Raw genomic sequence first — 25696 nt, 5'->3', positions numbered from 1 at the left:
CCCCGCCTTAACCACTCACGCGACTTCTCAACAAACCCACAACACCCCAGGCCAGCAACGACCCGACACACCAACAAACCCACCCCTGAGCGTTACCAGATAACCGTTGGCTCGCTCCACCAGTCCTTTCGCTTCCGGATCCCGCGGCCGGCAAAGGTAGATCTTGGTGGCGAGCAGGCCCGCGAAGGCGGCGAACTCGCTGGTGGGCCGCCCGCGCCCGATGCCGGCCTCGTTGTCCCAGACCAGCTTCTTGGGGACGGCCTCCCACTGCGACAGCAGCCGCCAGTGACCGTCGATCAGGTCTCCCGTCCTTCGCGAGGGCAGCATCCGCGCGGCGATCACCCGCGAATATCCCGACACCATCACCAGCACCGGCGGCCGCCCGGTCTGCCCATAGCCCACCGGGATCTGTGCGTCCGGGAACCACAGGTCGCACTGGGCCAGCTCACCGGCCCGATAGGTCGTCCGGGAGACCGGGTCGACCGGGATGTATGCGGGCCGAAGCTCACGGACCCGGTCCTTGAGGACCGTCATTCCCCTCTCCCAGCCGATCCGCTCGGCGATCACCGTCGCAGGCATCGTCGGCGTCTCCCGCAGCAGCTCACGGATCTGCACCTCGACCGCGTCCACCACCGAGCCCTTCACCGGCCGCTCGTACTTCGGCGGCCGGTCGCTGGCCAGTGCCCGCTTGACCGTGTTCTTCGAGATGCCCAGATGTCGAGCGATCGCCCGGATCGGCATCTGCTCTGCTCGATGCAGCCGCCGGATCTCTGCCCAGTCCTCCACGAGGATCACCCTTCCTCCTGACCTTGATCACCAAGGTCAGAGTCAGACGAAGATCACCAAGTGGGTCACTTTTGATACGCCGTCAGAGGGTCAGGGTTCGACCGTCGCCGAGAGCGGACCCCTATGAAAGAGGTCCGCCCTCACCGGGGTGCCCGCGTGTACGTGCCTGGCGACACGACTTTCCGGGCGGGCACGACAGACAAGCTGTCCCACAGGACACGGCTTACCCGCTTGCTCGAGCGACGCGCCCTTTCCGACGCAACTGCTCTGCTCGCGGCGGCTGTCGTGCTCCGGCCGTGCGCCGCGCGCAGCCCTCGAAGGGCATGCGGCCGCTGTGCGCGTGCCGAGGCCCGGTGTGAGGCGCCGGCAGGCTCCAGCGTTGATCAGCAGGAGGCAGGGGTGAGGAGTCGCTGCCGTTGACCAGGTCGGCGATCTCTCCTTCAACTCACACGCGCGGGGACCCTGCGTCGGCGGTGGATGTAGGGAGCGGTGTGGCGGAGAAGACCGAGTCCGGATCGACTGCGGACTTCACGGCGAGCAGGCGTTCGGTGTTCGGCCCGTAGGAGTTCGCTGTCTGGTCGGGAGTTTCCGGCCCCAGGAAGTTCACGTAGCCGCCCGGCAGGGAAAACGGTTGCAGGGCTGCGTGAGTTTTTTCCAGCCAGCGCAGGTGCGAGGCCTTGTCGTCGCCACTGCCTGTGTGTTTCTTGTTCTCGCCGTTCTCCCACATGGAGATCAGCTCGACCATGAGGTGAGGTTCGCGTCGGCCGAAAGCCGTGGAACCGAGTGGTGGGCGGGTGGCTGCACCGTGGAACTGGTGCCACACGATCGCGGAGAACGGTGAGGTGAACTCCTGGGCGGCTCTGTCCAGGACGGTCGCGATGGAGCCTGTGACGCTCTGGATGGTCCGTGTGCGGATCGCGCCCATGCGTCCGGGTGGGAACATGGCGTCCGTCGCGGCCAGCGTCGTGGAACGGGCGGCCGGTCCGATGTTGGCGAGCAAGGGTGTACTGAGCTTGGCCAGCGCACGCACCGGTCCGTTCTCGGCGTTGCCCACCTCGAGGTTCCCTGACCAGGTCGGCGCGACGTACACCGTCGGCTTGCCGTCCGGGCCGGGAAGGAACCCCACGTCTACCGTCAGCTCGTCGGGACTGTCCTGAAGGATCCCGCCGAGGTCGGCCAGAATGCCTGCGCTGTGGTCGATCGGGTACAGGATGGTTCCCGAGACCACGGTCGGTACGGGGTGCAGACGTATCCGTGCCGAGGTCACGACGCCGAAGTTGCCGCCGCCGCCGCGCAACGCCCAGAAGAGGTCCGGGTGATGTTCGGCGTCGGTGTTCACCCGTGAGCCGTCGGCCAGGACGACCTCGGCGCCGAGCAGGTTGTCGGCTGCGAGCCCGAATTGGCCCAGGAGGGGACCGTATCCGCCGCCGAGCGTGAGGCCGACCATGCCGACGGAACCCGCCGTTCCGGTGACGGCGGTCAGACCCGCCCGCTCGGCGGGCGAGACGACGTCGGACGAGAGGGCCCCGCCACCCACCGTCGCGTAACGGTGGTCGACGTCGACCTGCACGTCCCTCATTTCGGTCAGATCGAGAACCAGCCCACCGGGACGGAACGCCCGGCCCCAGAAGTCGTGACCCCCGCCACGCACGGAGAGTGGCACTCCATGGTTGCGAGAAGCGCGTACTCCCGCCTGTACGTCAGGGGTGCTCGCGCACCGCACGACGACGGAAGGGCGGACATCGACCGCTGCGTTGAACAATGCAACGGCTCGCGTGTACTCCGGTCCGCTGGTAAGCACACGGCCTGCAGGAATGTGGCACTTCAGCTCGGCCAGGAAGGCGGAGCTGACTGTTTCGTGGGCATCGGAGTCGTTAGGGGACTGCATAGTCACTCCTGTGTGTCACTCATCGGGTGCGGCTGTCGAGGGAGCGGTGTGGAAGCGGTGGCCGGGTCGGTTGGGTAGCGCTCTGCCGGTTCGGCGAGGGCGTTCCGGGCATTCCGGAGCTGCGGTGTGTCGGGGACGGTGCTCGGTGCCCTGCACGCATCAGGAGGAGGGCGCGCCGGGTTCGGTGCACTGCTGGGCGAGGACGGTGACCATGTCGGGCAGCAGGACGGCCATGGGGTCGTGGGTCAGCTCCGTCATTCGTAGGCGTCCCCCGCAGGTGGCGACACCCAAAACGTGTTCACCGGTCAGTTGGGTGGTCTGCGCCGGCCCCCACAGAGCGGTGAGGCGGGCGCGGCCGTGTGCAGGCGCCTCGACCACCCCGAGATTGGTGATCTGGATGTCGGCGGCGGTGACAGCGGTTATCATCGCTTCGGCCTCTTCGGGGTTGGTCGGCGGCTGCTGGGCCAGCGCCTGCGAACCGTCCCTGAGCACCCCGGGTGTCCGCTGGGCTTCCAGGGCTTGGTGATGATGCTGGGCCAGTTTCCAGAAATCTTCGGCCTCGGATGCCTCACTGACCGTCCGCGCTCCGGCGAACCGGTTGGCGACGGCGTCGGGAAGGCCTGCGGCACGGCGTAGGTCGATCGGGCTCAGCACCGTCACCCGGGTGCGGCCCGCGCGGTGGAAGACCGTGCTGGCGGCAGCGCACAGGGCGGCGTGCACGGATACGCCCTCCGCGCGGCAGCGTGTCACCAGTCCTGCGGTCAGATCGCGTTGCAGGGCCAAGGCGGAGACGTGCGGTGCCCGTCCCGAGAACGGGGTCAGCTCGCCGGGCGCGTTCATCAGCTCGTCCTGGGGCGGCCCTACGGGAGGCGTCGCCGCCTCGAGAGCCTGCAGGAGGGCCTCCTGGGAGGGCGGCACATCCCGCCCCGGGGTCGGCCGGCCGCCCTCCTCGTCGCCGTCGAGGGCGGCGACGAGATCCGCCACCACCCGCATGCCGCCGGTGCCGTCGGTGATCTGGTGAGCGAAGGTCAGCACGATGACGCTGCCGGTCTCCGCGGGAATAAGGATGGTCCGCATGAGCGGGCCGGGCTCCGGCGCGATGGGGCGCGTCTGCTCACCAGCGACGACCGCCTGCCAGGGCGTTCCCTCGGTGGCTGTTTCGATCCTGATCGGGCCCTCTGCCCAGCGGTACCGGGCCTGAGGGGCTCTGCGGTCGACCGAGACGCGGAGCAGCGGGTGCTGTGCCTGCACCTTCTTCAGCGCCCGTGCCAGCGTCTGCTCACAGACCTTACGGTCGATTTCGGCGACCAGGGAGAACTGGACAGGGTTTCGGTGCATGTAGAGATCGATGGTCCGCTCGAAGGCTCCGAGTTCCCTCACCGTCTCTGTTTGTGTGTGGCTGATCGACATGAGGCCCTTCCTCGCTGAAGTGATGTGGCTGCTCGCTACCTGGACGCATCGTGACGGGGGGAGGGGAGTTCGGCCTCTTGCTGAGCGATGGGCGGGACCGGCCGGCCGTCCAACAGACGTTTGGACGTTGCACGGAAGGCCCAGGCGACGACCAGCGCGGCGACCACGGTGAGGGGGGTGCCCATGGCGATCTTCGCGAAGGCGAGCCAGCCGGTGGCGTCATGCACGTAGAGCCATTGCTTCACTACGAACCGGGCGCCGAGGACGCTCGCCGCTGCGAGCGTGGCCATGTCGTGTGCCCGCAGAACCTGACGGTCCGCGCGCCAGGCGTGCGCGCCACCGTGCAGGAGGTTCCACGCCACACCGGTCAGGGGGCGGCGAAGGAGGACCGAACCGAAGGTGGCGACGAATCCTGCGAAGGCCACCCAGATGCCCAGCAGGAAGAAGTCCTTGGGGGAGCCGGTGAGCGCGACGATGCCTGCCGCGACCAGAACGCCGGTCAGGCTGCCCGAGGCGGCGAGAAGACGTTCCCCGCGCACCAGCCGGGCCACGGTGAGCGCCGCACCGGTCGCTACCGCCGCGATCACGGCTGCCTTCGTCGACAGCAAGGCGAGTGCGATCACGAACACCACGACCGGGACGGTCGAGTAGACGAATACCGCCATGCCGCCCATGGACCCGAGAATGGGCGAACCCGGGGCGGGGGGCGGCGCGCTTGTGTTGCCCCGGTCGTGAGTTGGGGAGAGGGCGTGCTCGCCTTCGAGTTGGGTCATCGATCACTCCTGGTCACGGGCTGCGGTTGCAGCGTCTCTCGGGAATTCCTCGTTGCGGTCGTGGTGCGGTTCAGGCGCTCCAGCCGCCTCCCACGGCCCGGCTCGCGAGATAGGAGTCGCGCAGTGCCTTGCGCAGTCCGGGTACGAACGCGTCGAAGCGCGCCGCTTGCGCCTTCAGGGCGGACTTGTGGGTGCGGCGGTCCTCTTTGCTCCACACCGAGGTGAGCTCCAGCTCGACCGCCAGCACGGCCATGGCCAGCTCGTCCGTCAGGTCATCGGCGGGAGCGCCGTCGAGCACGATCGCGCGCACCCGGTCCTGCAGGGCGTGCACCAGGTCCGGGTGCACCACGGTGACCCTGTTGGTGGACACGACCCCCAGCTTCTTCTGCCGTTCGATGGCGACATCCCCGGAGGCGAGCAACTGGTCGCGGACCGGGGTTTCGGCTGTGTGCGCCTTGTTGTGCAGGAACTTCAGCCAGCCCTTGGGTTTGTCCTCGGGCAGGTCGTACCAGACCGATGCCGTGAACGGATCCTCAGGCGGATTGCCGGAGAGCCGCCGAACCTTTCCCCCGGTCGCGGCCAGCAGACCGTTACGGGCCAGCTCAGTCATCGCCCCGGCCCGCAGCAGCTGGCCGCGCCCCTGAGTGTTGTCGAGCTGGAACTTTTCCTTCTTGACGGTGTAGCAGAGCAGGTACAGCTTCTGAGCGAGAGTCGTGGGCATCAGAACTCCCCTTTGTGCTAGCCGAAGTGGGCAAGAGTTTCTATCGCCAATAAGAGAGTGAAATGTGCGCAGGGGAGAGGCTCATCGGTCGCGCCCTCTCTTCCTCTAATCCCTGTCAAGGGCCAGGTGGAACGAATCGGGCGTTCGCCCATCCATCAGGGAGTAACCGCTACGCCCTCGCCCCTGATTTGCTTTTCAGTGGTTCTCCTACCTCCGGTTCGAGCCGTGAAACTGGTGACGTTACGGCATAGTTCTGCACGATCTGGAGAATGGACATTTCGGGATCTATTGCATGATGCGCGCCGAGTCCACCGTAGTGACAGAGGCGTAAGCGGCGTCCGCCTCGCGCCTGGGGGCGTCCCGACAGGACGTGCGGGATGCACCGGACCCGCAGCTATGACCGTTCTCGTGCCGGGCTCCCGGCGGGCCCTGGCCGTGCCGCTGAGACTGTCCCCCAAACCGGGGTGGGCCGGGCGATCGCGGTGTTGCGGAGACTGGAGTCGACGTCGGCGAAAGGTGTGCTGGACGTGCGGTAGCAGCAGTGGGAGAGACCGCTGGTGCAATCGGAGTCGCCGATGACGGGGCGGTCTCCCCTTGAGCTGGTCAGGTGGTGTGCTGTGAGCGGGGTGGCGACGAGGGCAAGGCACGGGTTTTCCTTCTGCTTTGTTTGACCTGCGCCGTCAGCAATCGCGGATTACATCGCCGAGACCGCCTCGGTTGAGAACGCAGGACCTATTCTCTGTCCGCTTTTGCGGTGCGTCAGTTCACCAAGCCGGAGCAGAATCACGCACGGGCGGGGCCCTGAAGTGGGTTGCGTGAGGACTATCCCGCAATTCTCGGTGGATCAAGCGCGTGGCGTCCAGACGCGGCGTATCGCAAAGCGAAGGAGCGTCCACATACTGGATGTATGGGGACGCTCCGACAACGTGACGAGGTGCCTTGGCTATCGTCGGGCACCCGGCGGGAAATGCGGGCCAGCCCTTAGCTGTGGCCTTGAACATCAGTCAGCCCGTGCGTAAGTCCTTCCGCTGTTCCGAGGTCATGCCGTGCGTATGCGTGGGCGGGTGACGGCTGGCTGTGACTCAACGCTTCGCAGGGACAAGGGGTCGGGTGGTTGCGGGCGTGTCCGTCTTGCACACGGTGCCGTCGGCGGGGTGGGTGCCGTGGAGGAGTGCGGCGTCAACTGCTCTGTTGACACATGAGTTGATGCCGTAGGAGCCGTGTCCGACTCCTTCACGTGTGAGCAGGACCGCGGCGTTCAGAGTCCGGGTCATGTTCTCGGCCCAGTGATGGGGGGTGACGGGGTCCAGTCGGCCTGCGACCACCAGTGCCGGTGGCGCACCGGCGCCTGTGAGCGGCTTGGTGACGCGGTCCTTGTTCGGCGCGGGCCACCGGGCGCAGTTGAGAGCGGAGTAGGCGGCCCGGGTCCCGATCCGCTTCGCCTCAGTAGTGGCCTTTGTGGCTGCGGCCTTGTGCGCGGCGATGCCGGACGGGGTCTTCCAGTCGGCGCAGCGTACCGCAGTGTGGGTTTCGAACATCGCGGTGGGGACGGGGAAGGGGGATACCGTGACGCTGCTCCACAGGGTGTAGAGGGGGGCGCCGTTGCCCTTCTGTGCGGCCAGCAGCGCCGACGTCAGCAAGGGCCAGGTGTTCTGGTCGCCGGCCAGGGCTCGGGTGGTCTCCAGGGCCATGGCACCGTCGAGCTCGCCGCCCGGGGTGGCGCCCCCCTGGGCGGGTGCGGTCTTCAGCGGCTTTGCTTCCAACGTGTCGATGAGTGTGTCGAACGCCGCCTCTGGGTCACCTGCCCCGAACGGGCATACTGCGGCCCCTTCGGCGCGACAGGTCTTGAACCAGGCGTTGAGGGTTCGTTCGCTTGCCACAGCGACGTCGTTCTGGAAGGGGAGGGAGTTGCCGAACCACTGGTTGGTGTCGACGGGCGCGTCGAGCACCATCTGGTGGACTCGGTGAGGGAAGAGGGTGGCGTACATCGGGCCAACCACGGTGCCGTAGGACAAGCCGTAGTACGTGATCTTTTTCTCGCCGAGCGCGGCGCGGACTTGGTCGATGTCGCGAGCCACGTTGTCGGTGGAAAGGCTGGCCAGGAACTTCTTGCTCTGGTGCTTGGCGCAGCCGTCGGTGAACGCGGCGGCATCGGCCAGCAGTCGCGGCAGAGGCTTGCCCCCGGGGATCGCCGGGTCGAAGGAGGTGCCGGCGGCGTCGGCTCGCTGCTGGTCGGTCAGGCAGCGAACTGCCTGCGATTGGCCGACGCCGCGCGGGTCCATCGCGATGACGTCGAATCTGGCGAGCACAGCGGGCGAGAAAGCGCCTGGAGTGTCGGCTGTCTTGGGCAGATTACGCAGTGTCTCGGTGGCGGCGACCCCGGGTCCGCCCGGGTTGAAGATGAGACTGCCGATGCGCTGGTCGGGATCGGTGGCCCGGTGCCGCATGACCGCGAGCGGGATCTGTGCGCCCTCGGGGTCGGTGTATTCCTGCGGCACCTTGATCGTGGCGCATTCCAGGTTCTTCCCGCACGCGCTCCACGTGAGCGGGTCAGGGGAGGGGGCCGGGGCCGACGCGCCCGTTGCGGACGTGCTGCGCAGCCCCGAGACGCCGGACGAGCACCCCGTCAGGACCATGAGGGCTGCGGCGAACGCAGCCCCGTACTTGGCGGTGGTCCGTGGCCTCAACTGGATCATGATGATCTTCCTTTCGTCTCGTCCTACATGTGCCATTCCCTGTAGCCCGGCCGTGCCGGTCGCGCGAGAGGCCGGCCGAGGAGGGCGGGTGTGGTCGCGCCTTTCTCGCTTCGATGAGTCAGTGACCGGCCGCGTCGAGCAGGGAGGAGTACCGCAGGCGGAGTGCGCGCTCCATGCTCGCCAGAACGGCCCCGCCTCCCAGTGCGAGGTTCAGCCAGATCGGCAGGTGTATCGGGGAATCGAACGCTCCGACCCGCTGCGCGACGGGAGGGATCTCGGAGACGGGTTCTGCGAGCTGCAACAGGTTCAGGCCCACACCGATGACAAGCAGCAGCACCGATCCGACGGTGATCGCCCCGCTCAGTCCCGGGTGACGAGCACCGAAGCGCGCCCTCCGTCCCTCCGCTGAGGCAGGGTCGGGCGTGAGCTGAGAGGGTTGTCCGTCCAAGGGGCGGTAGTGGCAGCGCTTGATGCCGTAGCTGCTCATCGCCACCTCGATGACGCCCCCGTCGACCGGGAAGACCGCGGGCAACTTCGACTCGGCCACGTGCCTGCCGTCCGTGAACAGGTGTGCACGGATCCTGCTGTTGTCGAATCGCGCCCAGTGCCGTACGTCGACGGCGTACAGGCGGGCGCGCCCGTCGGCACCGGGGAGCTGTAGCCAGAACAGGGAGCGCAAGGGGAGCTGCCACCAGCGGAATCGCTGCAGTTCCCTGCCGTCTCCCGGCTTCAGGCGCTTCGATGCCGCCCGCTGTTTCCACGCCATGCTCCGCCCTTCCTGTGTGCATCGGTCGCACAACCACTAGTACAGCGTGTTAGAAAGACGCTAGCACGCCGTACTAGTACGGCGTGTCAGTAGAGTGAGGAAAGCTGGGAGAAGTGAAAGGAGAGGACGCGCGGACCGCATGGGGCGCGACGTATCGGAACTTCATCGAGCCCGAGCCGACCGAACCGGTACGCACCGCCTACCTCGCCCACGAGCGGGAGGCGGAGCGCCGGGTCGAACACTGGCTGACCGTGCTCGCCGAGGAAGGCGCAGCGCCGGTGGCAAGCAGCAGTTACGGGACAGCCCTTACGAGCTCGTGCACGGTAGGCGATGAGACGTCGTGGACCGCAGCGGGGCTTGAGGCTCACATCTGCCGTGCCGCGATCAGGTCCGCGGTCTGCTGATGGGACAGCAGACCAGCGACGGCCTGGACGATGTCGCTCATGTGCTCGCGGCGGCCGAGGTGACGGGCGAGTGCCCGCCAGTTCTTCAGGTGGGCGATGCCGTGCTCGACCCGGATGCGTCGTGAGGAATGCGCCTTGCGCTGCCGCTCATGCATCTCCTCGTACCACTCCGGAGCGTTCTTCTTGAACTTGCGATGCGGGGGCGTCACCACCCGGCCACCGGTCTGCGCGCCCAGGCCCTGGTAGCCGGCGTCGGCGAGCATCTCGAGCGCGGGCGCGTCGGCCAGGAGCCTGACCAGCCCCAACTGGCGGGCGTGGGTGATGTCCGCGCAGCTCGCGGGACGAGCCGGGCTGCACCACAGCACGCGGCCTTCGCCGTCCGTGACCACCATGGACTTGACGGCGTTCTGCTTGCTCTTGCCGGAGATGAACCTGTCCCGGTCCTTGCGCCCTGCCGCGGGTCGCCGGACACGAATCTCGGTGCCGTCGATGGGGCCGGTCGTCCCGCTCGAGCCGAGGTGGTCGACGACCTCGGCCAGGCTGCGCATCCGCACGTCGGGGCTGACGGTGCAGCCTCGTCCGGCGAGCAGTGGCCGCACCTCGTTGACAGCTCGTGTGATGGTCGAGCGGTCCACGCCGAACCAGCAGGCCAGTACGTCGTGGGTGACGCCGTGCCGAAGGTGGACGAGGGTGGCCAGCAAGCGGTCGATGAACACCAGGCGGTGTTTCGGCCTGCCGCCCACAGCCCGCTTCCGTGGCCACGCCGCATCCGGGTCGAGCACGGCATCAGCCACCTGAAGAACTGGCGACCCCTCGCACGGCACTACGGCCGCCGAGAGCACATGACCGATACCATCCAGGCCGTCGCCGGACTGCTCTCCCACCAGCAGGCCAGTGGTACGCGAAAATGAACGCAACTGTGGATCCACAGTCATCGACGCGCTACCGCCAACCATGCGCGAGCTCGTTAAGGCCCGCTACCTGCTTCCCTACCGGCCGTCGCCCGGCGTCACAGGAGGGCGCCGCCGGAGACCTCGATGCGCTGGGCGGTGACCCAGCGCAGTCCCTCGGAGGCCAGCGTGGCGATGGCGTCGCCGATCTCCTCAGGTTCGCCGACGCGGCCGAGCGCGGTCTGTCCGGCCAGAACCTGGCGCATTCCGGCGTCGTCCCGCATCGCTCCGCCGTTGAAGTCGGTGGCGGTCGGCCCCGGGGCGATGGAGTTGACCCGGATGCCGCGAGGTCCGAGTTCTGCGGCGAGGGTGCGGCTCAGAGCTTCGATGGCGGCCTTCGAGGCGGAGTAGACCGAGGTGGCGGGGCTGGTGTGACGGGTCAGTGACGTCGAGATGTTGATGACCTGGCCGCCCTGGGCCAGCAGCGGCATGAGCGACTGGATGAGGAAGAACGTGCCCCGGACGTTGGTACCCATCACCGTGTCGAAGTCGTCGATCGTGACGGTCTCCAGCGACCCGAAGACTCCCAGTCCCGCGTTGTTGACCAGGATGTCGAGCCGCGAAGTACCCCAGCGCTCCAGCTGCACGCCCAGTTCGGAGGTGAAGGACGCGAAGGAGGGGACGTCGCTGATGTCGAGCCGGAGAGCAGCGGCCGTCCCACCCACGGCCTGCACCTGTTCCACCGTCTTCTCAGCCCCGGCCGCATCACCGCGGTGGGTGACCACGACCCGCACTCCGCGTGTGGCCAGGGCGATGGCCGCGCTGCGCCCGAGGCCGCGATTCGCACCGGTCACCAAAGCGATCTTGTCGACTGTCATGAGCTTCCTCCACCGTGCGACAACCAGGATGCGCCCAGGTGCCACACCTCAGATGCGAGTCACTCGACTCGCCTTACTGCTGCACCGTAAGCGGGCCCCCGAGGCGAGTCAAGTGACTCGCCTCGGGGCTGCGGCATACTCTCCGCATGGCAGCAGAACTCACCGCGCATCACCGCAGGCTCGCCCAGCAGAAACGCGAGGCGATCACCTCCGCGGCCACAGAACTGTTCTTGGACCGTGGCTACGACGGCACCTCCCTCGCACGGATCGCCGAAGCGGCCGGGGTCTCGAAGTCCACCCTGTTCAAGCAGTTCCCCACCAAGGCGGCCCTCTTCGAGGCCATCGTCACCGAGTCCTGGCAGCGCGACGCCGGCGATACCGCCGCGCGGCCACAGGCGGGAGATCTGCGCTCCGGGCTGACAGCCATCGGCCACCGCTACGCCGACCTGATCGGCCAGCCCCGCATGACAGGCCTGTTCCGGATCGTCATCGCCGAACTGCCTCGTTTCCCCGAGCTGGGACGGATGCAGTTCCAGCTCGGCAAACTGCCCTACTTCGCCTCCGTCCAGCACTACTTGCAATCCGAGCATGAGGCGGGCAACGCTGATGTGCCCGACGCTGAAAGCGCCGCGAACCAGTTCCTCGGCATGATCGCTAACTACGTCCTGTGGCCCCGCATGCTGCTGACCGGCTGGAACCCCGCAGCCTCCGACATCCACAGCGCCGTCGAAGAGGCCGTCCAGACCATGCTCGCCAGATACACCCCCGACCCGTCGGCCTGACCCGAAGCCGGAATTTCCACACTGCCGCGCAATGCCTAAGACCGCGGCGCCTTCACCCGCGATCCCTGTCGTCAAACGATGGCACCCTCAAGTGATCAACGCACCACCCACGGATGATCATGTGATCGTGGAGGCACAGGTGCGTGACTACGGGTTTTCGCCAGCTCAGCAGGATGAGATCTGGAGACGCTGGCGCGAGGGGCAGTCGTTCAGCTTGATCGGGCGGGCGCTCGGGGCACCGATGCAGAACGTCCGTCGGTTCCTGCACCAGAGCGGCGGCGTCCGCCTCACCCCCCAGCAGCGATCAGAGCGGCATCTGAGCAGCAGCGAGCGCGAAGAGATATCCCGCGGCATCGCCGCCGGTGAATCTGGCCGGCAGTTGGCCAGGCGACTCAGCCGATCGCCTTCGACCGTCTCCCGCGAGATCGCCCGCAACGGAGGCCGGGACCGCTACCGTGCCGCATCCGCCGATGAGGCCGCCTATGCGCGCGGGCGCCGGCCCAAGCAGGCCAAGCTCGCCCAACGACCGGCTCTGCGCGCCTTGGTGGAGGCGAAGCTGGCTCTGTGCTGGTCTCCCGATCAGATTGCAGGATGGCTGCGACGCCAGTTCCCTGGTGACACCGCCATGCAGATCTCGCACGAAGCGATCTACCTCTCGCTCTACGACCCCCGTCGCCGCCAGGCAATCGACCGCAGCCTCACTCAGCGCCTGCGGTCAGCCCGGCCCATGCGCCGCCCGAAGATCGCCCGTCGCCCTACCGGGCGGGGCATCATCCGCGGCATGGTGCCCATCACCGCCCGCCCAGCCGAGGTCGAGGACCGGAAGGTCCCCGGTCATTGGGAGGGCGACCTCGTCATGGGCAGCAGGCCCTCGGCGGTCGCCACGCTCGTCGAGCGAACCAGCCGCTACACGACCATCGTCGAGCTGCCGGACGGCATCAAGACCGAACAGGTCACCCCGCACCTCACCAGGAGCCTCCTCAGCATCCCGCCCCGCCTGCGGCGGACGCTCACCTGGGACCGCGGCCGGGAGATCGCCGAGCACCAGGCCATCACCACCGAGACCAGGATGCCGATCTACCTCTGCAAGCCGCGGAGCCCGTGGCAGCGCGGCACCAACGAGAACACCAACCGGCTGCTTCGGCAGTACCTCCCCAAGGGCGCCGACCTCCGCACGTTCAGCCAGGCCGACCTGGACGCCATCGCTCACGAACTCAACCACCGTCCGCGCAAGACCCACGGCTACCGCACTCCGGCCGAGGTCTACGCTGACCTCCTGAACAGCATTGATGCGCTGACCGCTTGAGCTCGCCATCGTTTGACGACAGGCGCGGCCCGGTGGACGGCCGGCCGGCTCAGGTTGAGCGCAGGCAGAAAGGGTGTCCGGCCGGGCTGGCGTAGACCCGGCTACCGGTGCGGGATTCCGGGGTGATCTCGTCGATGGGGCCCAGTCGGGCGGCGCCGGCGTCGGTGGCCGTGCGGTCGGCGGTTGCGAGGTCGTCGACGCCGAAGTCGAGGTGCATCTGCTGGGAGGTGCCGTCCGGCCAGTTCGGGGCGGTGTGCCCGGGAGCGGACTGGACCACGATCACCGGGAGGCCGGGAGCCTGGACGAAGTGGTGCGTCGGCGTGGGGGTGAGGGAGCCGCCGAGCAGCCGGTGCCAGAAGGAGCTTTCCTTCTCGATGTCGGCGGCGTCGATGATCACGGAGGCCAGGGTGATGGGCATGGGGTGTCCTGTTCGTGCTGTCGGTGGTTGCTCAGACGGTCGGGATGATGCCGCCGTCGACGCGGAACTGCGCTCCGGTGAGCCATTTCGCGCGGCCAGAGGCGAGAAAGGCGATCATCTCGGCGACATCCTCGGGATCGCCGGGGCGGCCCATGGGAACGTTCAGGTGGTCCACGATCTGCCGGGTGACCTCTTCGGTGGTCATGCCCTGCTTCTCGGCCATGTGCTTCAGGTGGGCGGTGGCGCCGTCGGTGACGACGAAGCCGGGAAGGACACAGACCACGCGCACGCCGTGCTCACCGACCTCGGTGGCCAGTTCACGGCTGTAGGTGTTGAGCGCGGCCTTAGCGGCGGCGTAGGACGCCTCGGTGCGCTGAGGCAGCTGGCTGGCGATCGAGGAGACGTGCACGACGACGCCGGAGCCCTGCTCGACCATTCCCGGCACCAGGGCCCGGTCCAGACGCACGGCGCTGAGGAGGTTCATCTCCAGGTCCGCCTGCCAGGATTCGTCCGACCGGCTCAGGGTCGGCGCCGGGGCGCTCGCCGCGCCCGCGTTGTTCACGAGCACGTCCACACCGCCCACCTGCTCGACGACGCGACGGCCGAGTTCGGCCACTCCCTGCTGCGTCGAGAGGTCAGCCGCGAGGAATGTGGCACCGCTGTCCTCCTCGGGCTGGCTGCGGGAGGCCGTCAGCACGGTCGCGCCCGCGGCGACGAAGCGGCGCACGGTCGCCGCGCCCAAGCCCCGGCTGCCGCCGGTGACCAGTACCCGAAGGCCGTCGAGGCTGTTGTCCGTGATGGGCATGGGGTCTCTCCTCCGTAAGATGAACCTGACTCCGGAAAAGGTACACGTAAACGGAACCGGACTCACCTTATGGAGGTTCTCTTGCCGCAATCACGCCCGCTGCGTGCCGACGCGCGACGCAACCGCGAGGCCTTGCTGTCCGCGGCCCGCCAGGCGTTCCTCGGCGGCGACGCCGACGCGCACGTCGAGGACATCGCCCGCAGCGCCGGCGTCGCCGTCGGAACGCTCTACCGCCACTTCGAAACCCGCGACGCGCTGATCGAGGAGGTCTACCGCAAAGAGGTCGACGACCTGTGCGCCACGCCCGGCGTCCTGCTGGACCAGCACGCCCCGGAGGAGGCGCTGCGGCGCTTCCTGCTGCTGCTCGTGGATCACGCGGCGGTGGGCAAGGGGATGTCCGGTGTCCTGGAAAGCATCATGGCGACGGACTCACCGGTCTTCGACGACGCCCGTACGCGTATGGCCGGCGCCCTCTCCCTACTGCTCGAAGCAGGCAGCGCGGCCGGCACCGTCCGCGGCGACGTCACAGGGCCAACTCTGTTGCGTGCCCTGGGTGGCATCTGCGGAATGCGCGCCACGGAGGGCTGGTTGGTCGAGGCCCGGCAGATCACCGCCCTCCTCTTCGACGGCCTGCGACACGGCGCCCCGCAGTCACCCTGAGTCGAGGGGGCGCGCGCCACGGGCCAGGCCCTGCCTGCACTCCTGACCGCTCCCGTCGTCGTCCTCGTGCAGCTCCGGCGGGTCAGGATCGCGCAGCGGGCGCAGGGCCCCGGCGGTCGGGACACTGGCAGTGAAGTAGTAGAGGTCCGCGGCGAATACCGCCCCATGATCGGCGGTGGTCCGTGGCCTCAACTGGATCATGATTATCTTCCTTTCGTCTCGTCCTACATGTGCCATTCCCTGTAGCCCGGCCGTGCCGGTCGCGCGAGAGGCCGGCCGAGGAGGGCGGGTGTGGTCGCGCCTTTCTCGCTTCGATGAGTCAGTGACCGGCCGCGTCGAGCAGGGAGGAGTACCGCAGGCGGAGTGCGCGCTCCATGCTCGCCAGAACGGCCCCGCCCCCCAGTGCGAGGTTCAGCCAGATCGGCAGGTGTATCGGGGAATCGAACGCTCCGACCCGCTGCGCGACGGGAGGGATCTCGGAGACGGGTTCTGCGAGCTGCAACAGGTTCAGGCCCACACCGATGACAAGCAGCAGCACCGATCCGACGGTGATCGCCCCGCTCAGTCCCGGGTGACGAGCACCGAAGCGCGCCCTCCGTCCCTCCGCTGAGGCAGGGTCGGGCGTGAGCTGAGAGGGTTGTCCGTCCAAGGGGCGGTAGTGGCAGCGCTTGATGCCGTAGCTGCTCATCGCCACCTCGATGACGCCCCCGTCGACCGGGAAGACCGCGGGCAACTTCGACACAGGAAGGGCGGAGCATGGCGTGGAAACAGCGGGCGGCATCGAAGCGCCTGAAGCCGGGAGACGGCAGGGAACTGCAGCGATTCCGCTGGTGGCAGCTCCCCTTGCGCTCCCTGTTCTGGCTACAGCTCCCGGTGCCGACGGGCTCGCCCGCCTGTACGCCTGCATCGGCCGCACAGCCACTAGTACGGCGTGCTAGTAGAGTGGAGAAAGCTGGGAAGTGAAAGGAGAGCGGGACATGGAAACACGCGAGAAGATCCTCCAGGCCGCTGCGGAGATGATCACCGAGGACGTAGCGGCGAAGCTGAGCGTGCGCGCGGTCGCCGCGCGCGCGGGGGTGAGCATCGGCTCGCTGAGGTTCCACTTCCCCACCCAGCGCGCGCTGCAGGACAGCTTGCTCAAGCGGATCTACGAACACCTGCTGCCCGGCGACCCGATCCGGGAACAGACCCTGGCACCCCGCGAGCGGCTGCTGAACTGCCTGCGGCAGGTTCTCGCACCCCTCGGCACCAACGAGGACGCGCGGACCGCATGGGGCGCGACGTATCGGAACTTCATCGAGCCCGAGCCGACCGAACCGGTACGCACCGCCTACCTCGCCCACGAGCGGGAGGCGGAGCGCCGGGTCGAACACTGGCTGACCGTGCTCGCCGAGGAAGGCGCACTGCCCCCGGGAGACCACACCCGCAACGTCAGGTTCCTTCTCACCGTCCTCAACGGACTCTCGGTCGAACGCGCCCTGCCCACCCGCGAATCCGTCCTCATCGCCGAGACCGAGACCCTCAACGCCGCCGTCGACCACGTCCTCTCCACCGGCTCCGCACCATCCGCCGGACCACCTCGGCCGTGAACCGGACCAGCCACCCCTTCGCGCCGGGGCGCGAGACCACGGTGCGACGGGCACCGGCGTGGACAGACCGGCATGGTCGGCGGCTATCCGCCCGCCGGGCAGTTGCCGGACTCGAATCCTCGACGGCGACCGCAAAGAAACGCAAAGACACGGCACCAGACAGCGAAGGAGATTCCGATCATGGCGTGGAGCACTCGGGAGATGGCGGAGCTGGCCGGCGTCAGTCTCAGGGCCGTACGGCATTACCACGACATCGGATTGCTTGAAGAGCCGGAACGTCGCTCCAACGGATACAAGCAGTACGGCGTCAGCCACCTCGTCCGGCTCCTCCGGATAAAGCGCCTCACCGCTCTGGGCTTCTCCCTGTCCCAGATTGCGGGCATGGACGACGACCCGGATTCGGGCCCCGATCCGCGTGATCTGCGGGCTCTCGACACGGAGCTGGCCGCCACCATCGAACGCCTGCAACACGCCCGCGCGGAGGTGGGCGCCCTCCTGCGCGGACGCGCTGCGAGCGATCTTCCCCTCCGCTTCGTCACCGTGGACAAGACCGCCGAGCTTCCTGCCCCGGACCGCTCTTTCGTCACCGTCCTCGGTACGGTCCTCGGCCCCAGTGGGATGGACGCCTATGCCGACTTGCTCCATCAGGAACCGCAGCCGGTGGCACTGGAACTCAACGAGCTTCCGGCCGATGCCGACGAGGTGACCCGCCAGAGTCTCGCCGAGCGTCTCGTGCCATACGTTCGAGGCCTCCGGGTCCGCCATCCCGGGCTCAGCGATCTCGCTTCAGACGCCCCGCGCGGCCGACAGCACACCGCCCGCACCATCGGCAAAGCCATCAGCGATCTCTACAATCCAGCCCAGGTGGACGTCATGAAGCGGCTCGACAGGCTCCTGTCCGACATGGATGCCCACGGTGACCGCTCTCAGAGCGCCGCTTCGTGACTCTGTGGGCGGATCGCAGTGTGCACCTGATGGTGTGACGAGTGGACGACGGAGTCGTTGCCACGACCGCTCCTGCTTGGACACCAGCGAACCGTAATCCGTGCGGTTCACTGCCGCAGGTGCCTCGTTTCTGTGGGCTAGGCAGTCGTTTGGATCAGTCGGTCGTTGGCCTGGGTGTGCCGTTGACTGACGCGCAGTGGGCGCGGATCGAGCCGTTACTCCCGGACCGGACACCGAAGTGGGGTGGCCGCTGGCGTGACCATCGTGAGGTGATCGACGCGATCGCCTACAAGTTCCAGACCGGCACGCAGTGGGTCCACCTGCCGGAGAAGTACGGCAATTGGCGAGGCGTCTACAACCGACTGCGGATGTGGGCAGTCGACGGTACGTGGGAGCGGGTTTTCACCGCCCTGGTGGCCCAGGCCGACGCGGACGAGGACCTCAAATGGGCCGTCTCGGTGGACTCCACGATCGTGCGGGCCCACCAGCACGCGGCCGGGGCCCGTAAAAAGGGGCCCCGGCCGGCGAACCCGGCGACCACGCCATCGGCCGCTCCCGCGGCGGACTGACCACAAACTGCCTAGCCCGGGCCCTGCCCGCTTCTACCGTGGATGATCCCAAGATCAGCACCGGCCGGGAGGCCGGCCTGGCGCAGGCGCTGTGGCGGGAGAGGCGGCGTTCGCCTGCCGGCTGTGCACCGCGTGGCGCACCGGGCAGGCGGTGCGGGCGGTGCGGTATCTGCCGCGCTGGCGGCGGGTGTGTCACCGTACTGCGGCCCAGGCCGCAACGGAGGCGGAGGACAGCCTGGATGCGCTGGACGCCCGATCCCCCGCCGAAGACCGGCACGACGTCGGCGCCGATGCGTCCGGCGCACTCACGCTGCCGGGAAGCGGCGCGCTGACGCTGTACGACGCCGACCAGGAGGCCGAACTGTGGTGAGCCCTGCCCCTCCTTCGCCCCCGAACGACGGGGAGGCGGCCGCGGGCACGGTGACGACGTTCGACGGCTTCGCCCGCTTCGCCCGCGCCACACCCCCCACGCCGCCGCAGCCGGGCCAGGCACCCCGCTCGGCGGAGGAACGCCTGGCCTACCACTCGCAGTTCGTCACCGTGCGCACCCCGGCCATCGAATCCCTGGCACGCCAGGTCCGCACTCTGATGATCCTGGGCCGCCACCAGCAGGCCACCGCCCGGCCGTCGCTGCGTCACCGGCCCGGCCACCACCGGCAAGACCACCGCGCTGCTCCAGGTCGGCCGCACCTGCCACCTCGCCCACACCCGCCGCGCCCACCCGGGCGACACCAGCGTGCCCGTCGCCTACGTGCTGGTACCGCCCGGCGCCACCGCCAAGACCCTGGCCGCCGAGTTCGCCCGCTACCTCGGCATCCCCGTCACCACCCGCATGACCACCGCCCAGATCACGACCGCCGTCTGCCACACCTACACCACGGCCGGCGTCGCACTCGTGCTGATCGACGAGATCCACCGGCTCAACCCGCGCTCCTCCAGCGGCGCGGAGGCCGCCGACTGGCTCATCAGTAGTTGATGTGCCCTAGACGATCAGCTGAGGACGCTTCACTATCGCTGTATGCCGCAGACACCTTTAGCACGACAAGACGAAGTGCCGCAGCAGAACCATGTCTCCACGTCGCCCAATGGCCCCGGCATGAGTTCAGCCGCGTTGGAGAAACATGCCGCTCGACGCCGCAACACAATTTTTGTGTTGTGTGTGACAGTTGCGGCGATCGTGGCGATCGCAGTTCTTGTCCCCATCCTCAAAGCCCTGTGGAACCAGAGTCCATGGATCATGGAGATTCTTGAGGGGCACTTCGCCGCCCTAGTCGGCCTCCCATCGATCGCGCTACTCGCCTTTGTCCTGGTGGTCCTCCTGGAGGCTCGGTTCGACAAGATCGAGATGGAGTTCTTCGGGGTTGTGAGGTTCCAGGGGGCATCCGGCCCGATCATTCTGTGGGGGTTCTTGTTCCTCCTCATGGCCACCGCGCTCAAGTTCCTGTGGTGAAGCATGCACTGCGGACGTGCACGGAGTGATACGAACAGCCAGTGGCCACTTCGCAAGGTCATCGACGCCGCGTTCAACGCCGGTCGGAAGGTTGATCACCCGGCCGCGCGGCCATAGCCGCCCGGCGACGCCGCTGCCAGTGCGCTGCCCCTCCCGAAACCGCGAAACGGAAATTAATTCACGTACCGCCCTCTGAAACGCGAAGCCCAAGGAGGTTCGGCCGGCGCACGAAAGGGCACCCCGTCGGCGCAGGCCCCACTCCCGGGCCAAGGACGAAGCCGCCGGCTATCTGCTGACCGAGCACTGCTCGCCCCACACGGACCCGGTGTACCACGCCGTCGTTGAGCCGCTGTTCAGGCTGGCGGAGGGTTACTCCACGGTCGCGGCCGCCAGGGGCGGCTTCGCCTCCACAACGCGCTGCAGGACGGTGATGCCCAGGACGACCGCCGCGGCCGTGTACCGCCAGGCGGTCAGCGCCATATGCCGCTCGTACGCGGCCGCGCCGCTCGCGATCTCCTGGACGGCCTGCCCGTAGAACGGGGACGGCGTGTTCGTCTCGTGCATGTCGGCCACGTCACCGCCGCAGTGGAGCCGGTCCCAGACAGCGCTCGCCGACTGCAACTCGTACCGCGCGGTCAGCAACGCCGCGTTCAACGACCGCAGCGCCCCCAACTCGATCATCGTCAGCGAGCCGCGCTCATCGAACCGTGCAAACCGCATCACCACTCCCCACCCCGGGCCCAGGCCAGTCCCCGGCACGCTACCCGCACTCCGGCAACAGGTGGCGACTGCGAGCGGATACGTGTGGCCGCCCGGGCGGATACGGCCTCTCGGGCCGCACGTTCGCGGCACACTCGGCCCATCAACATGCGTGGACAAGGAGCAGTGCGATGCCCGTCAAGATCACCCCCGATGACGCGTACGACGACGCGACCGACACCCTGCGGGTCGGGCGGCACGACCTGGAGCGGCTACTGCTGGAGTTCCGTGAGCTGATGCGGAAGCAGGAGCCGGGCAGCTGGCGCCACATGGAGGACTACGACCTGTCCTTCGAGCGCCTGGCCGACGCCGCCCACGCCGCGACCGAGGCCCGGCGGGGTGCCCGCTGGGAGGGTCCTGACCTCCGGATGCGCTGCACGACCACCGAGGCCGTGTACGAATGGCCGGAGGGTGCTCCTTACGAGGGCGGCACGACGGTCACGTGGAACGTACCGGCTCTCATGCCACCGATCCCGCAGAGGATCCGTGCATGTCGCTGTGCAGCTTCAGGTGGGCGGAGGGGGAAGGCCGGCGCGTGAGCGGCTTGCTGGACTGCCGCGAGTGCCGACGCGAGGTCCAACTCGGTGGCGAAGCTGGTTCAGGTGGTCAGGCAGACGAGCGGCCGGGGATGTCCGGCAGAGTCGTGGCCCTGATCCGGCGGTAGGTCTTGAACCCGTACACGGTCAACGCTGCCCAGATGACGGCACTGACCAGAGGCCACAATAGATCCCGGCCCTGCTCGCCCTGGACGAGATTGACGACCCAGTTCACCGCCCAACTGACCGCGAGAACCAGCGTTGCCCACCTGGCCCACCGCCACATCCGCATCGTTCCTCGGGCACGGGTTTCCTGTGAGCTCTGATCATCCTGTCGAAGTCGTGTGCCATCCATACCTACCGCCTACCCCCTGTCGGCTCCTCGCCTCCCAGCCCCCAGAAGACGGCCGAAAGGGACTGTCTCGCTTCAGAGATACTCAAAGGCGGTCCGGAGGGACTGGCTCGCAGGCCGATACCAAGGCGCAGGGACACCATCAGATCAGGCGGACGCTGTTGCCTTGCCGACGGTCGGGCGTTCCAGCCGCGCCCGCCAGGATCCGGCGTGCGTCCTGCAGCAGATGCAGCGCCCGCACGCCGGCAGCGCCTTACGCGTATAGCGCGGCGGCCGGGGCTTCGTCGATCACCGGCAACTTCAAGGGGGCCCTGGTGTGCTCCGTTGACCGGCGGCCGACGGCATCATGGTACTCATCGCTGCACCGTAGAGCGCCGCGGGCGGATCGAGGACACGAACCGGCCGGCCCGCCACCGACCTGCAGCTGGCGCCGGTCGTCATGCGTCAGTGTGCGAGGCGGTGGGCGTGCGAGCCGCCGCACGTGATCATGGCGGTGCCGGCCTCGGTGAGCACGCGGTGGACGAGCCAGTACGGGCGCCCACAGCCATCCGCGCGAGTGCGGATCGAGGCCTCCACCGGGATGTGAGTCCGTGGCGGCGCCGGCCGTCAGCCCGTCGTCGTCCTCGCCCACACCTCACCGCGCCGCGCACCAGCTGGCGCATCACGCGCATTCCCGCTGCCGACGCCCCGGTGTCGATGCCCCTACGCGATCCGAACTGGTTCCGGGGCCAGAGCGACGGTATGGATGCCGTCGGCTTCCCGGATCGCGACGCGGGGTTGGGAGGCGCGCAGGTTTGGCTAGTTGTGAAGGGCTGGCCTTGGCTTTGGTATCGGCGGTACCATCGGTACCATGTCGCAACCCAAAGCAATGAATCTGCGTTTTCCCGATCCGGCTCAGCGCGCCGCGATCGAGGCTGCCGCGCGGCAGGAGGGTGTGAGCCTGCAGGAGTACATCCTCTCGGCTGCCTACGCCCGTGCCACGGCCGTGGAAGAGCGCTTCCTCGACGCGTTCCGGGAGTCGGTAGCCCGCAGTGGCGACGCCTTCGCTGAAGGGGCCGGCCCGGTCGATCCCGGCGCGCAGCAGCGGGCCGCGGAGCTGGACGCGCGGCGTGATCTTGAGGAGCAGCAGGGGCAGGGCCGCGCCGCGTGACTGACGAACCGCTGCACCCGCTTGATGTGACCTTCCTGCTGCATGCTGCCGAGTTGCTGCCCGGTGATCCGCAGGTGGACGACTTCGGTCCGCTCTATGCGGCCGTCGCCCGGGTCAATGCCCGGGCCCTGGAGCGCGAGGTCTACGGGTCTTTGTACCTGAAGGCTGCGGCGCTGCTGCAGACGCTGGCGAGGCTGCCGTGTCTGGAACACTCCAATGAAGCGTTTGCCTGGCACAGTGCGGAGGCGTACCTGGTGCTGAACGGATGCCGACTGGACTATGCGCCGAAGGAGGCCGTTTTGCTGGTGCGGGACGCGGTGTCCGGTGCGGTGGGTGTGGGGATGATCGGCCGTCAGCTTCGTGCGTGGTGCGCTTCCTGAACCTGGATGGGGCCGGGCCACGTGGGCTCGTGAGCATCCGCGGCGTGAGGTGAGCCCGCCATGGTGATCACGTCGTCGGACTGGACATGGCGCCACTGTTCGGGGCTGAGTGGCGCCAAGCGGACCGTCGCGCTTTCTCCCGGCCGTGGGAGAAGCCGACGGAGCCGAACAGGCTGACGCCCGCCCGCGTCCGCAGAGGGTTCAGGAACCTGCATGCGAAGACCGGCTCTCCGGCCGGTACACCGAAACCTTCCCGCCCCGGGCCAGGCAGGCCGCTGGGCTCGAAAAACCGCCGCCCGGCCACCCGACATGACGTGGGCAGAGTCCTCGCCACCGGCGAGGCGTTCAGCCGTCCCGCCCACCACAAGGTGGGTACGAAACCACGTCGAACTGGATAAATGACAAGCTCAGGGAGCCGTCGACGGGTGGGACGTGGGGGTGATGGGTGCCGGGTCAGCGAGGGCGCCGGGCGTGGTGGTCCACTCGCGTCCGCCGCCGATCGGCAGTAGCCATGCGACCGGGCGGGGGTCGTCGCCGTCGGGGGCGAGGGCCCGCAGGATGCCCCGGCGCCCGGTTGCGGTGTCCGTCACCTCGCGCCCGACCCAGGGGTGCGCATCGTGCAGCAGGGATCCGGCGCTCATCAGCGTGTCTCCTGTGCGATCAGGGGCGCCCACGAGTAGCGCACCTGTACGCCGTTGTCCCGTAGCCATTCGATTTCGCGGTGCCGGAGGTCGGTGGCGGCCTCGGGTGCGATGGCCGCCGGCCATCGCGTGATCACGGTTCCGGCTGCGCCGCGCGCGGCCAGTTGTCGCACGCGGCGCCATCCCTCGCGCTGCATGGGGTCGTGCACGCCGTACGGGTCGTGCACCACGTCGGCGATCCGCAGGCCGCGCGCTGCCGCGTAGGCGCGTCCCTCGTCCTCGGCGAGGCGGGCCGGGAGCGCGGGTGTGTGGGTGCCGCGCTCCACACAGACGTAGAGCACGGCGGAGCAGGGGTCAGGGTGCGTGCGGGCGGAGGCCGCGGGCGTCTCCTCGGGCGCATCGGACGGTGTGGTCATGGTCTCTCCCTGGGGGTGTCCGGCCCGCTGGTGGTGGGCCGGACCGATGCATCGGCCGATCCGGTTCCCGGGCGGCTGGTAATCACCCAACTCCCGTGCGTCACTGCCTGGCAGGGAGGACAGTGACGTAGTGGTTGAACTGGTTGAACGCACCCCTGGGGGCCATCGATGACACGTCGACCGCGCACACCGAACGCCGCCCTGGCCGCCATCATGACGGCTGAGGGGATCGGTAACGCCCAGCTCGCCCGGCAGGTGAACGCCGTGGGCCGGGAGCTGGGGCTACGGCTGTACTACGACAAGAGCAGCGTGTCCCACTGGCTGGGGGGCAGCGTCCCTCAGCCTGACGCACGGCCGGCCGTCGCCGAGGCGCTGTCCCGTCTGGCGAGCCGGCCGGTCACCGTCGCTGAACTCGGCTGGGCAACGGGCGAGGACACCGAGGCGGGCGGAGTGCCACCCGCTGGCGGACGCGATGTGGTGGCGGGGGTGGTCGATCTGAGCCGGGCGGACATGGACCCGTCGCGCCGGGGCGTGCTGCGCACCGGGATGTACGCCGCCGCGCTGGCGGTGCCCCGCTACCAGGACGTGGCGGGGCGGGAGGCGTCGGTACGGGCAGGGCGGACGGTGCGTATCGGCGCGGCGGACGTCGAGACCGTGCGCACCATGACGGACCGTCTGGCGGACATCCTGGACCAGGTGGGCGCCGGGCACGCCCGCCCGATGGCCGCCGCATGGCTCGCCAACAGCGCGGGACCGTACCTGCGGGCGGACGGGACGGAGCGGGTACAGCGCGAGATGCGCGCCGCCGTCGCCGATCTCGTCTACCTCACGGGGTGGATGGCGATGTACGAAGATCAACACGGCCTCGGCCAGCGCTACTACCTACGCGCCCTCGAACTGGCGGGCGCGGCCGAGGACCATGTGACCTACTGCCGCACCCTGCGCGGCATGTCGCTCCAGGCGACCCACCTAGGCCACGGGCGTCGGGGCCTGGAGCTGGCGGACGCCGCCGCCGAGGCGGCGCCCGCCGCAGGCCCGCGCCTGGTGGCATTTCTGCGCGGGCAGCAGGCCGCCGCCGCCGCGATGGTGCCGGGTGGCCGGCGCACCGCGCTGGCCCGGCTCGCCGAGGCGGAGGCCGCGCTGTCCCGGGCCGACGACCGGCGTGACGCGGTAGGCGGCTACGACCGGGCCGCCCTCGCGTTCCACGAGGGGCACGTGCGCTGGCACTTGGGCGACCATGCCGGGTCTGTCGCCGCCCTGCGTCGCTCGAACGACCACCGCGCTCCGATGGAACGGCAAGGGCGGCTGCACTGCCTCGGAGTCATCGCCGAGCGCCAGATGAGCATGCGTCACATCGGGGCCGCCTGCGCCACCTGGAACGCTTTCCTGGACGGTCACGTCACGCTGTCCTCGGCCCGGGGCGACCAGCACCTACGGACACTCCTCCGCGCTCTCCCCCCTCACCGCGGATTCGCCCCCGCGCGAGAGCTGGAGGAACGCGCGCGGCAGGTGGCTGCCGCGAAGGCCGCTTGACGGGCTGTACGGCGCTGTGGGCGCCGATCTCCCCATCCGGCGGATGCACCGGCCGAGGGGTGATCGACGCCCACAGGCGCACTCAGGGCGGTGTGCGGCTTAAGCCGGCCAGGAGCGGAAGTGGCGCGGCGCCGGTCCAGGGGCGGGGCGCGGCGGCAGAAGTGCTCGGGGGCTCGGCCCCTCCGGTGGGCGG

General features: G+C 68.6%; 28 protein-coding genes and 3 pseudogenes. 14 read left to right on the top strand and 17 right to left on the bottom strand.

What is annotated here, in order from left to right; genetic code table 11:
- Window positions 1-96 precede the first annotated feature (96 nt).
- The 9 genes and pseudogenes from ACZ4K2_RS35990 to ACZ4K2_RS35950 form a co-directional block, all read right to left on the bottom strand.
- A pseudogene (locus ACZ4K2_RS35990) lies at window positions 97-795 on the bottom strand (DDE-type integrase/transposase/recombinase); the annotation flags it as partial.
- 436 nt (window positions 796-1231) lie between these two features.
- Window positions 1232-2674, bottom strand: a complete 1443-nt coding sequence (locus tag ACZ4K2_RS35985; RefSeq protein WP_467481060.1) for an FAD-binding oxidoreductase — start codon at window positions 2672-2674, stop codon at window positions 1232-1234.
- A 159-nt stretch (window positions 2675-2833) separates the two neighbouring features.
- Entirely contained in the window at window positions 2834-4084 is a 1251-nt protein-coding gene (locus ACZ4K2_RS35980; RefSeq protein WP_467481058.1) for a phthiocerol/phthiodiolone dimycocerosyl transferase family protein, read from the bottom strand.
- 35 nt (window positions 4085-4119) lie between these two features.
- Window positions 4120-4857, bottom strand: coding sequence for a DUF3159 domain-containing protein (locus ACZ4K2_RS35975; RefSeq protein WP_467481057.1), 738 nt, complete (start codon window positions 4855-4857; stop codon window positions 4120-4122).
- Between the two features lie 70 nt (window positions 4858-4927).
- Window positions 4928-5578 (bottom strand): GOLPH3/VPS74 family protein, encoded by a 651-nt coding sequence (locus ACZ4K2_RS35970; RefSeq protein WP_467481055.1) that lies wholly within the window; start codon window positions 5576-5578, stop codon window positions 4928-4930.
- Between the two features lie 1082 nt (window positions 5579-6660).
- Entirely contained in the window at window positions 6661-8274 is a 1614-nt protein-coding gene (locus ACZ4K2_RS35965; protein ID WP_467481053.1) for an alpha/beta hydrolase, read from the bottom strand.
- A gap of 118 nt (window positions 8275-8392) precedes the next feature.
- Window positions 8393-9040 (bottom strand): hypothetical protein, encoded by a 648-nt coding sequence (locus ACZ4K2_RS35960; RefSeq protein WP_467770012.1) that lies wholly within the window; start codon window positions 9038-9040, stop codon window positions 8393-8395.
- A gap of 364 nt (window positions 9041-9404) precedes the next feature.
- On the bottom strand, window positions 9405-10160 hold the full coding sequence (locus ACZ4K2_RS35955) for a transposase (RefSeq protein WP_467770011.1): 756 nt from the start codon (window positions 10158-10160) through the stop codon (window positions 9405-9407).
- Window positions 10161-10453: 293 nt separating this feature from the next.
- Window positions 10454-11212 (bottom strand): SDR family NAD(P)-dependent oxidoreductase, encoded by a 759-nt coding sequence (locus tag ACZ4K2_RS35950; protein WP_467481066.1) that lies wholly within the window; start codon window positions 11210-11212, stop codon window positions 10454-10456.
- A gap of 146 nt (window positions 11213-11358) precedes the next feature.
- On the opposite strand from ACZ4K2_RS35950, the gene ACZ4K2_RS35945 reads away from it, so the two are divergent.
- Entirely contained in the window at window positions 11359-11994 is a 636-nt protein-coding gene (locus tag ACZ4K2_RS35945; RefSeq protein ID WP_467481068.1) for a TetR/AcrR family transcriptional regulator, read from the top strand.
- 139 nt (window positions 11995-12133) lie between these two features.
- Window positions 12134-13300 (top strand): IS30 family transposase, encoded by a 1167-nt coding sequence (locus ACZ4K2_RS35940; RefSeq protein WP_467481076.1) that lies wholly within the window; start codon window positions 12134-12136, stop codon window positions 13298-13300.
- Between the two features lie 49 nt (window positions 13301-13349).
- On the opposite strand, the gene ACZ4K2_RS35935 is transcribed toward ACZ4K2_RS35940, so the two are convergent.
- Together ACZ4K2_RS35935 and ACZ4K2_RS35930 are read right to left on the bottom strand one after the other, a co-directional pair.
- Window positions 13350-13718, bottom strand: a complete 369-nt coding sequence (locus ACZ4K2_RS35935; protein ID WP_467481070.1) for a VOC family protein — start codon at window positions 13716-13718, stop codon at window positions 13350-13352.
- Between the two features lie 31 nt (window positions 13719-13749).
- Entirely contained in the window at window positions 13750-14523 is a 774-nt protein-coding gene (locus ACZ4K2_RS35930; protein ID WP_467481072.1) for an SDR family oxidoreductase, read from the bottom strand.
- An 81-nt stretch (window positions 14524-14604) separates the two neighbouring features.
- Between ACZ4K2_RS35930 and ACZ4K2_RS35925 the strand changes: the two genes are divergently transcribed.
- On the top strand, window positions 14605-15183 hold the full coding sequence (locus ACZ4K2_RS35925) for a TetR/AcrR family transcriptional regulator (protein ID WP_467481074.1): 579 nt from the start codon (window positions 14605-14607) through the stop codon (window positions 15181-15183).
- Here the strand turns inward: ACZ4K2_RS35925 and ACZ4K2_RS35920 are convergent.
- Both ACZ4K2_RS35920 and ACZ4K2_RS35915 read right to left on the bottom strand, forming a co-directional pair.
- Window positions 15175-15384: a hypothetical protein gene (locus ACZ4K2_RS35920; protein WP_467481078.1), complete on the bottom strand. Its 210-nt coding sequence runs from the start codon at window positions 15382-15384 to the stop codon at window positions 15175-15177. The two genes, ACZ4K2_RS35925 and ACZ4K2_RS35920, sit on opposite strands and share 9 nt — an antisense overlap.
- Window positions 15385-15502: 118 nt before the next feature.
- Window positions 15503-15925 (bottom strand): hypothetical protein, encoded by a 423-nt coding sequence (locus tag ACZ4K2_RS35915; protein ID WP_467770010.1) that lies wholly within the window; start codon window positions 15923-15925, stop codon window positions 15503-15505.
- A 235-nt stretch (window positions 15926-16160) separates the two neighbouring features.
- Here ACZ4K2_RS35915 and ACZ4K2_RS35910 point away from each other — a divergent pair, with 235 nt between their 5' ends.
- The 6 genes and pseudogenes from ACZ4K2_RS35910 (at window position 16161) to ACZ4K2_RS35885 (ending at window position 19736) form a co-directional block, all read left to right on the top strand.
- A complete protein-coding gene (locus ACZ4K2_RS35910; RefSeq protein ID WP_467481019.1) occupies window positions 16161-16772 on the top strand; it encodes a TetR/AcrR family transcriptional regulator in 612 nt (203 codons plus the stop codon).
- A 180-nt stretch (window positions 16773-16952) separates the two neighbouring features.
- Window positions 16953-17717, top strand: a complete 765-nt coding sequence (locus ACZ4K2_RS35905; RefSeq protein ID WP_467481018.1) for a MerR family transcriptional regulator — start codon at window positions 16953-16955, stop codon at window positions 17715-17717.
- A 41-nt stretch (window positions 17718-17758) separates the two neighbouring features.
- Window positions 17759-18286 (top strand): IS5 family transposase, encoded by a 528-nt coding sequence (locus tag ACZ4K2_RS35900; RefSeq protein WP_467481016.1) that lies wholly within the window; start codon window positions 17759-17761, stop codon window positions 18284-18286.
- Window positions 18287-18377: 91 nt separating this feature from the next.
- Window positions 18378-18656 (top strand): hypothetical protein, encoded by a 279-nt coding sequence (locus ACZ4K2_RS35895; RefSeq protein WP_467481014.1) that lies wholly within the window; start codon window positions 18378-18380, stop codon window positions 18654-18656.
- Between the two features lie 50 nt (window positions 18657-18706).
- A pseudogene (locus ACZ4K2_RS35890) lies at window positions 18707-19250 on the top strand (TniB family NTP-binding protein); the annotation flags it as partial.
- Between the two features lie 54 nt (window positions 19251-19304).
- Window positions 19305-19736 (top strand): hypothetical protein, encoded by a 432-nt coding sequence (locus tag ACZ4K2_RS35885; protein ID WP_467481012.1) that lies wholly within the window; start codon window positions 19305-19307, stop codon window positions 19734-19736.
- Between the two features lie 369 nt (window positions 19737-20105).
- Here the strand turns inward: ACZ4K2_RS35885 and ACZ4K2_RS35880 are convergent, their stop codons facing one another.
- Window positions 20106-20456 carry a hypothetical protein gene (locus tag ACZ4K2_RS35880; protein ID WP_467481010.1) on the bottom strand — a complete coding sequence of 117 codons (351 nt, stop codon included), beginning with the start codon at window positions 20454-20456 and terminating at the stop codon, window positions 20106-20108.
- Between the two features lie 170 nt (window positions 20457-20626).
- Here ACZ4K2_RS35880 and ACZ4K2_RS35875 point away from each other — a divergent pair, with 170 nt between their 5' ends.
- Window positions 20627-21034 (top strand): hypothetical protein, encoded by a 408-nt coding sequence (locus tag ACZ4K2_RS35875; RefSeq protein WP_467481008.1) that lies wholly within the window; start codon window positions 20627-20629, stop codon window positions 21032-21034.
- A 793-nt stretch (window positions 21035-21827) separates the two neighbouring features.
- Here ACZ4K2_RS35875 and ACZ4K2_RS35870 read toward each other — a convergent pair.
- The gene (locus tag ACZ4K2_RS35870) at window positions 21828-21959 is read right to left on the bottom strand and encodes a helix-turn-helix domain-containing protein (protein ID WP_467481004.1); all 132 of its coding nucleotides are present in this window, start codon (window positions 21957-21959) and stop codon (window positions 21828-21830) included.
- Between the two features lie 274 nt (window positions 21960-22233).
- Here ACZ4K2_RS35870 and ACZ4K2_RS35865 point away from each other — a divergent pair, with 274 nt between their 5' ends.
- From ACZ4K2_RS35865 to ACZ4K2_RS35855, 3 genes and pseudogenes are all read left to right on the top strand, one after another.
- A complete protein-coding gene (locus ACZ4K2_RS35865; protein WP_467481002.1) occupies window positions 22234-22533 on the top strand; it encodes a type II toxin -antitoxin system TacA 1-like antitoxin in 300 nt (99 codons plus the stop codon).
- Window positions 22530-22913 carry a fic family toxin-antitoxin system, toxin component gene (locus tag ACZ4K2_RS35860; protein ID WP_467481001.1) on the top strand — a complete coding sequence of 128 codons (384 nt, stop codon included), beginning with the start codon at window positions 22530-22532 and terminating at the stop codon, window positions 22911-22913. Before ACZ4K2_RS35865 ends, ACZ4K2_RS35860 begins: the two co-directional genes overlap by 4 nt.
- Window positions 22914-23053: 140 nt before the next feature.
- Window positions 23054-23311 (top strand): annotated as a pseudogene (locus ACZ4K2_RS35855) (NF041680 family putative transposase); the annotation flags it as partial.
- Window positions 23312-23320: 9 nt separating this feature from the next.
- On the opposite strand, the gene ACZ4K2_RS35850 reads toward ACZ4K2_RS35855, so the two are convergent.
- Complete coding sequence (locus ACZ4K2_RS35850; RefSeq protein ID WP_467480999.1) at window positions 23321-23554, bottom strand: hypothetical protein; 234 nt, start codon at window positions 23552-23554, stop codon at window positions 23321-23323.
- Window positions 23554-23970 (bottom strand): hypothetical protein, encoded by a 417-nt coding sequence (locus ACZ4K2_RS35845; protein ID WP_467480996.1) that lies wholly within the window; start codon window positions 23968-23970, stop codon window positions 23554-23556. The genes ACZ4K2_RS35850 and ACZ4K2_RS35845 overlap by 1 nt, the downstream gene beginning before the upstream one ends.
- A 168-nt stretch (window positions 23971-24138) precedes the next feature.
- Here ACZ4K2_RS35845 and ACZ4K2_RS35840 point away from each other — a divergent pair, with 168 nt between their 5' ends.
- Window positions 24139-25503, top strand: coding sequence for a hypothetical protein (locus ACZ4K2_RS35840; RefSeq protein ID WP_467480993.1), 1365 nt, complete (start codon window positions 24139-24141; stop codon window positions 25501-25503).
- Window positions 25504-25696: the final 193 nt, after the last annotated feature.

The sequence above is a fragment of the Streptomyces sp. NPDC025833 genome, from assembly GCF_055558055.1.
The sequence above is the reverse complement of the archived record's forward strand: the minus strand, read 5'-3'. Positions and strand labels throughout refer to the sequence as shown.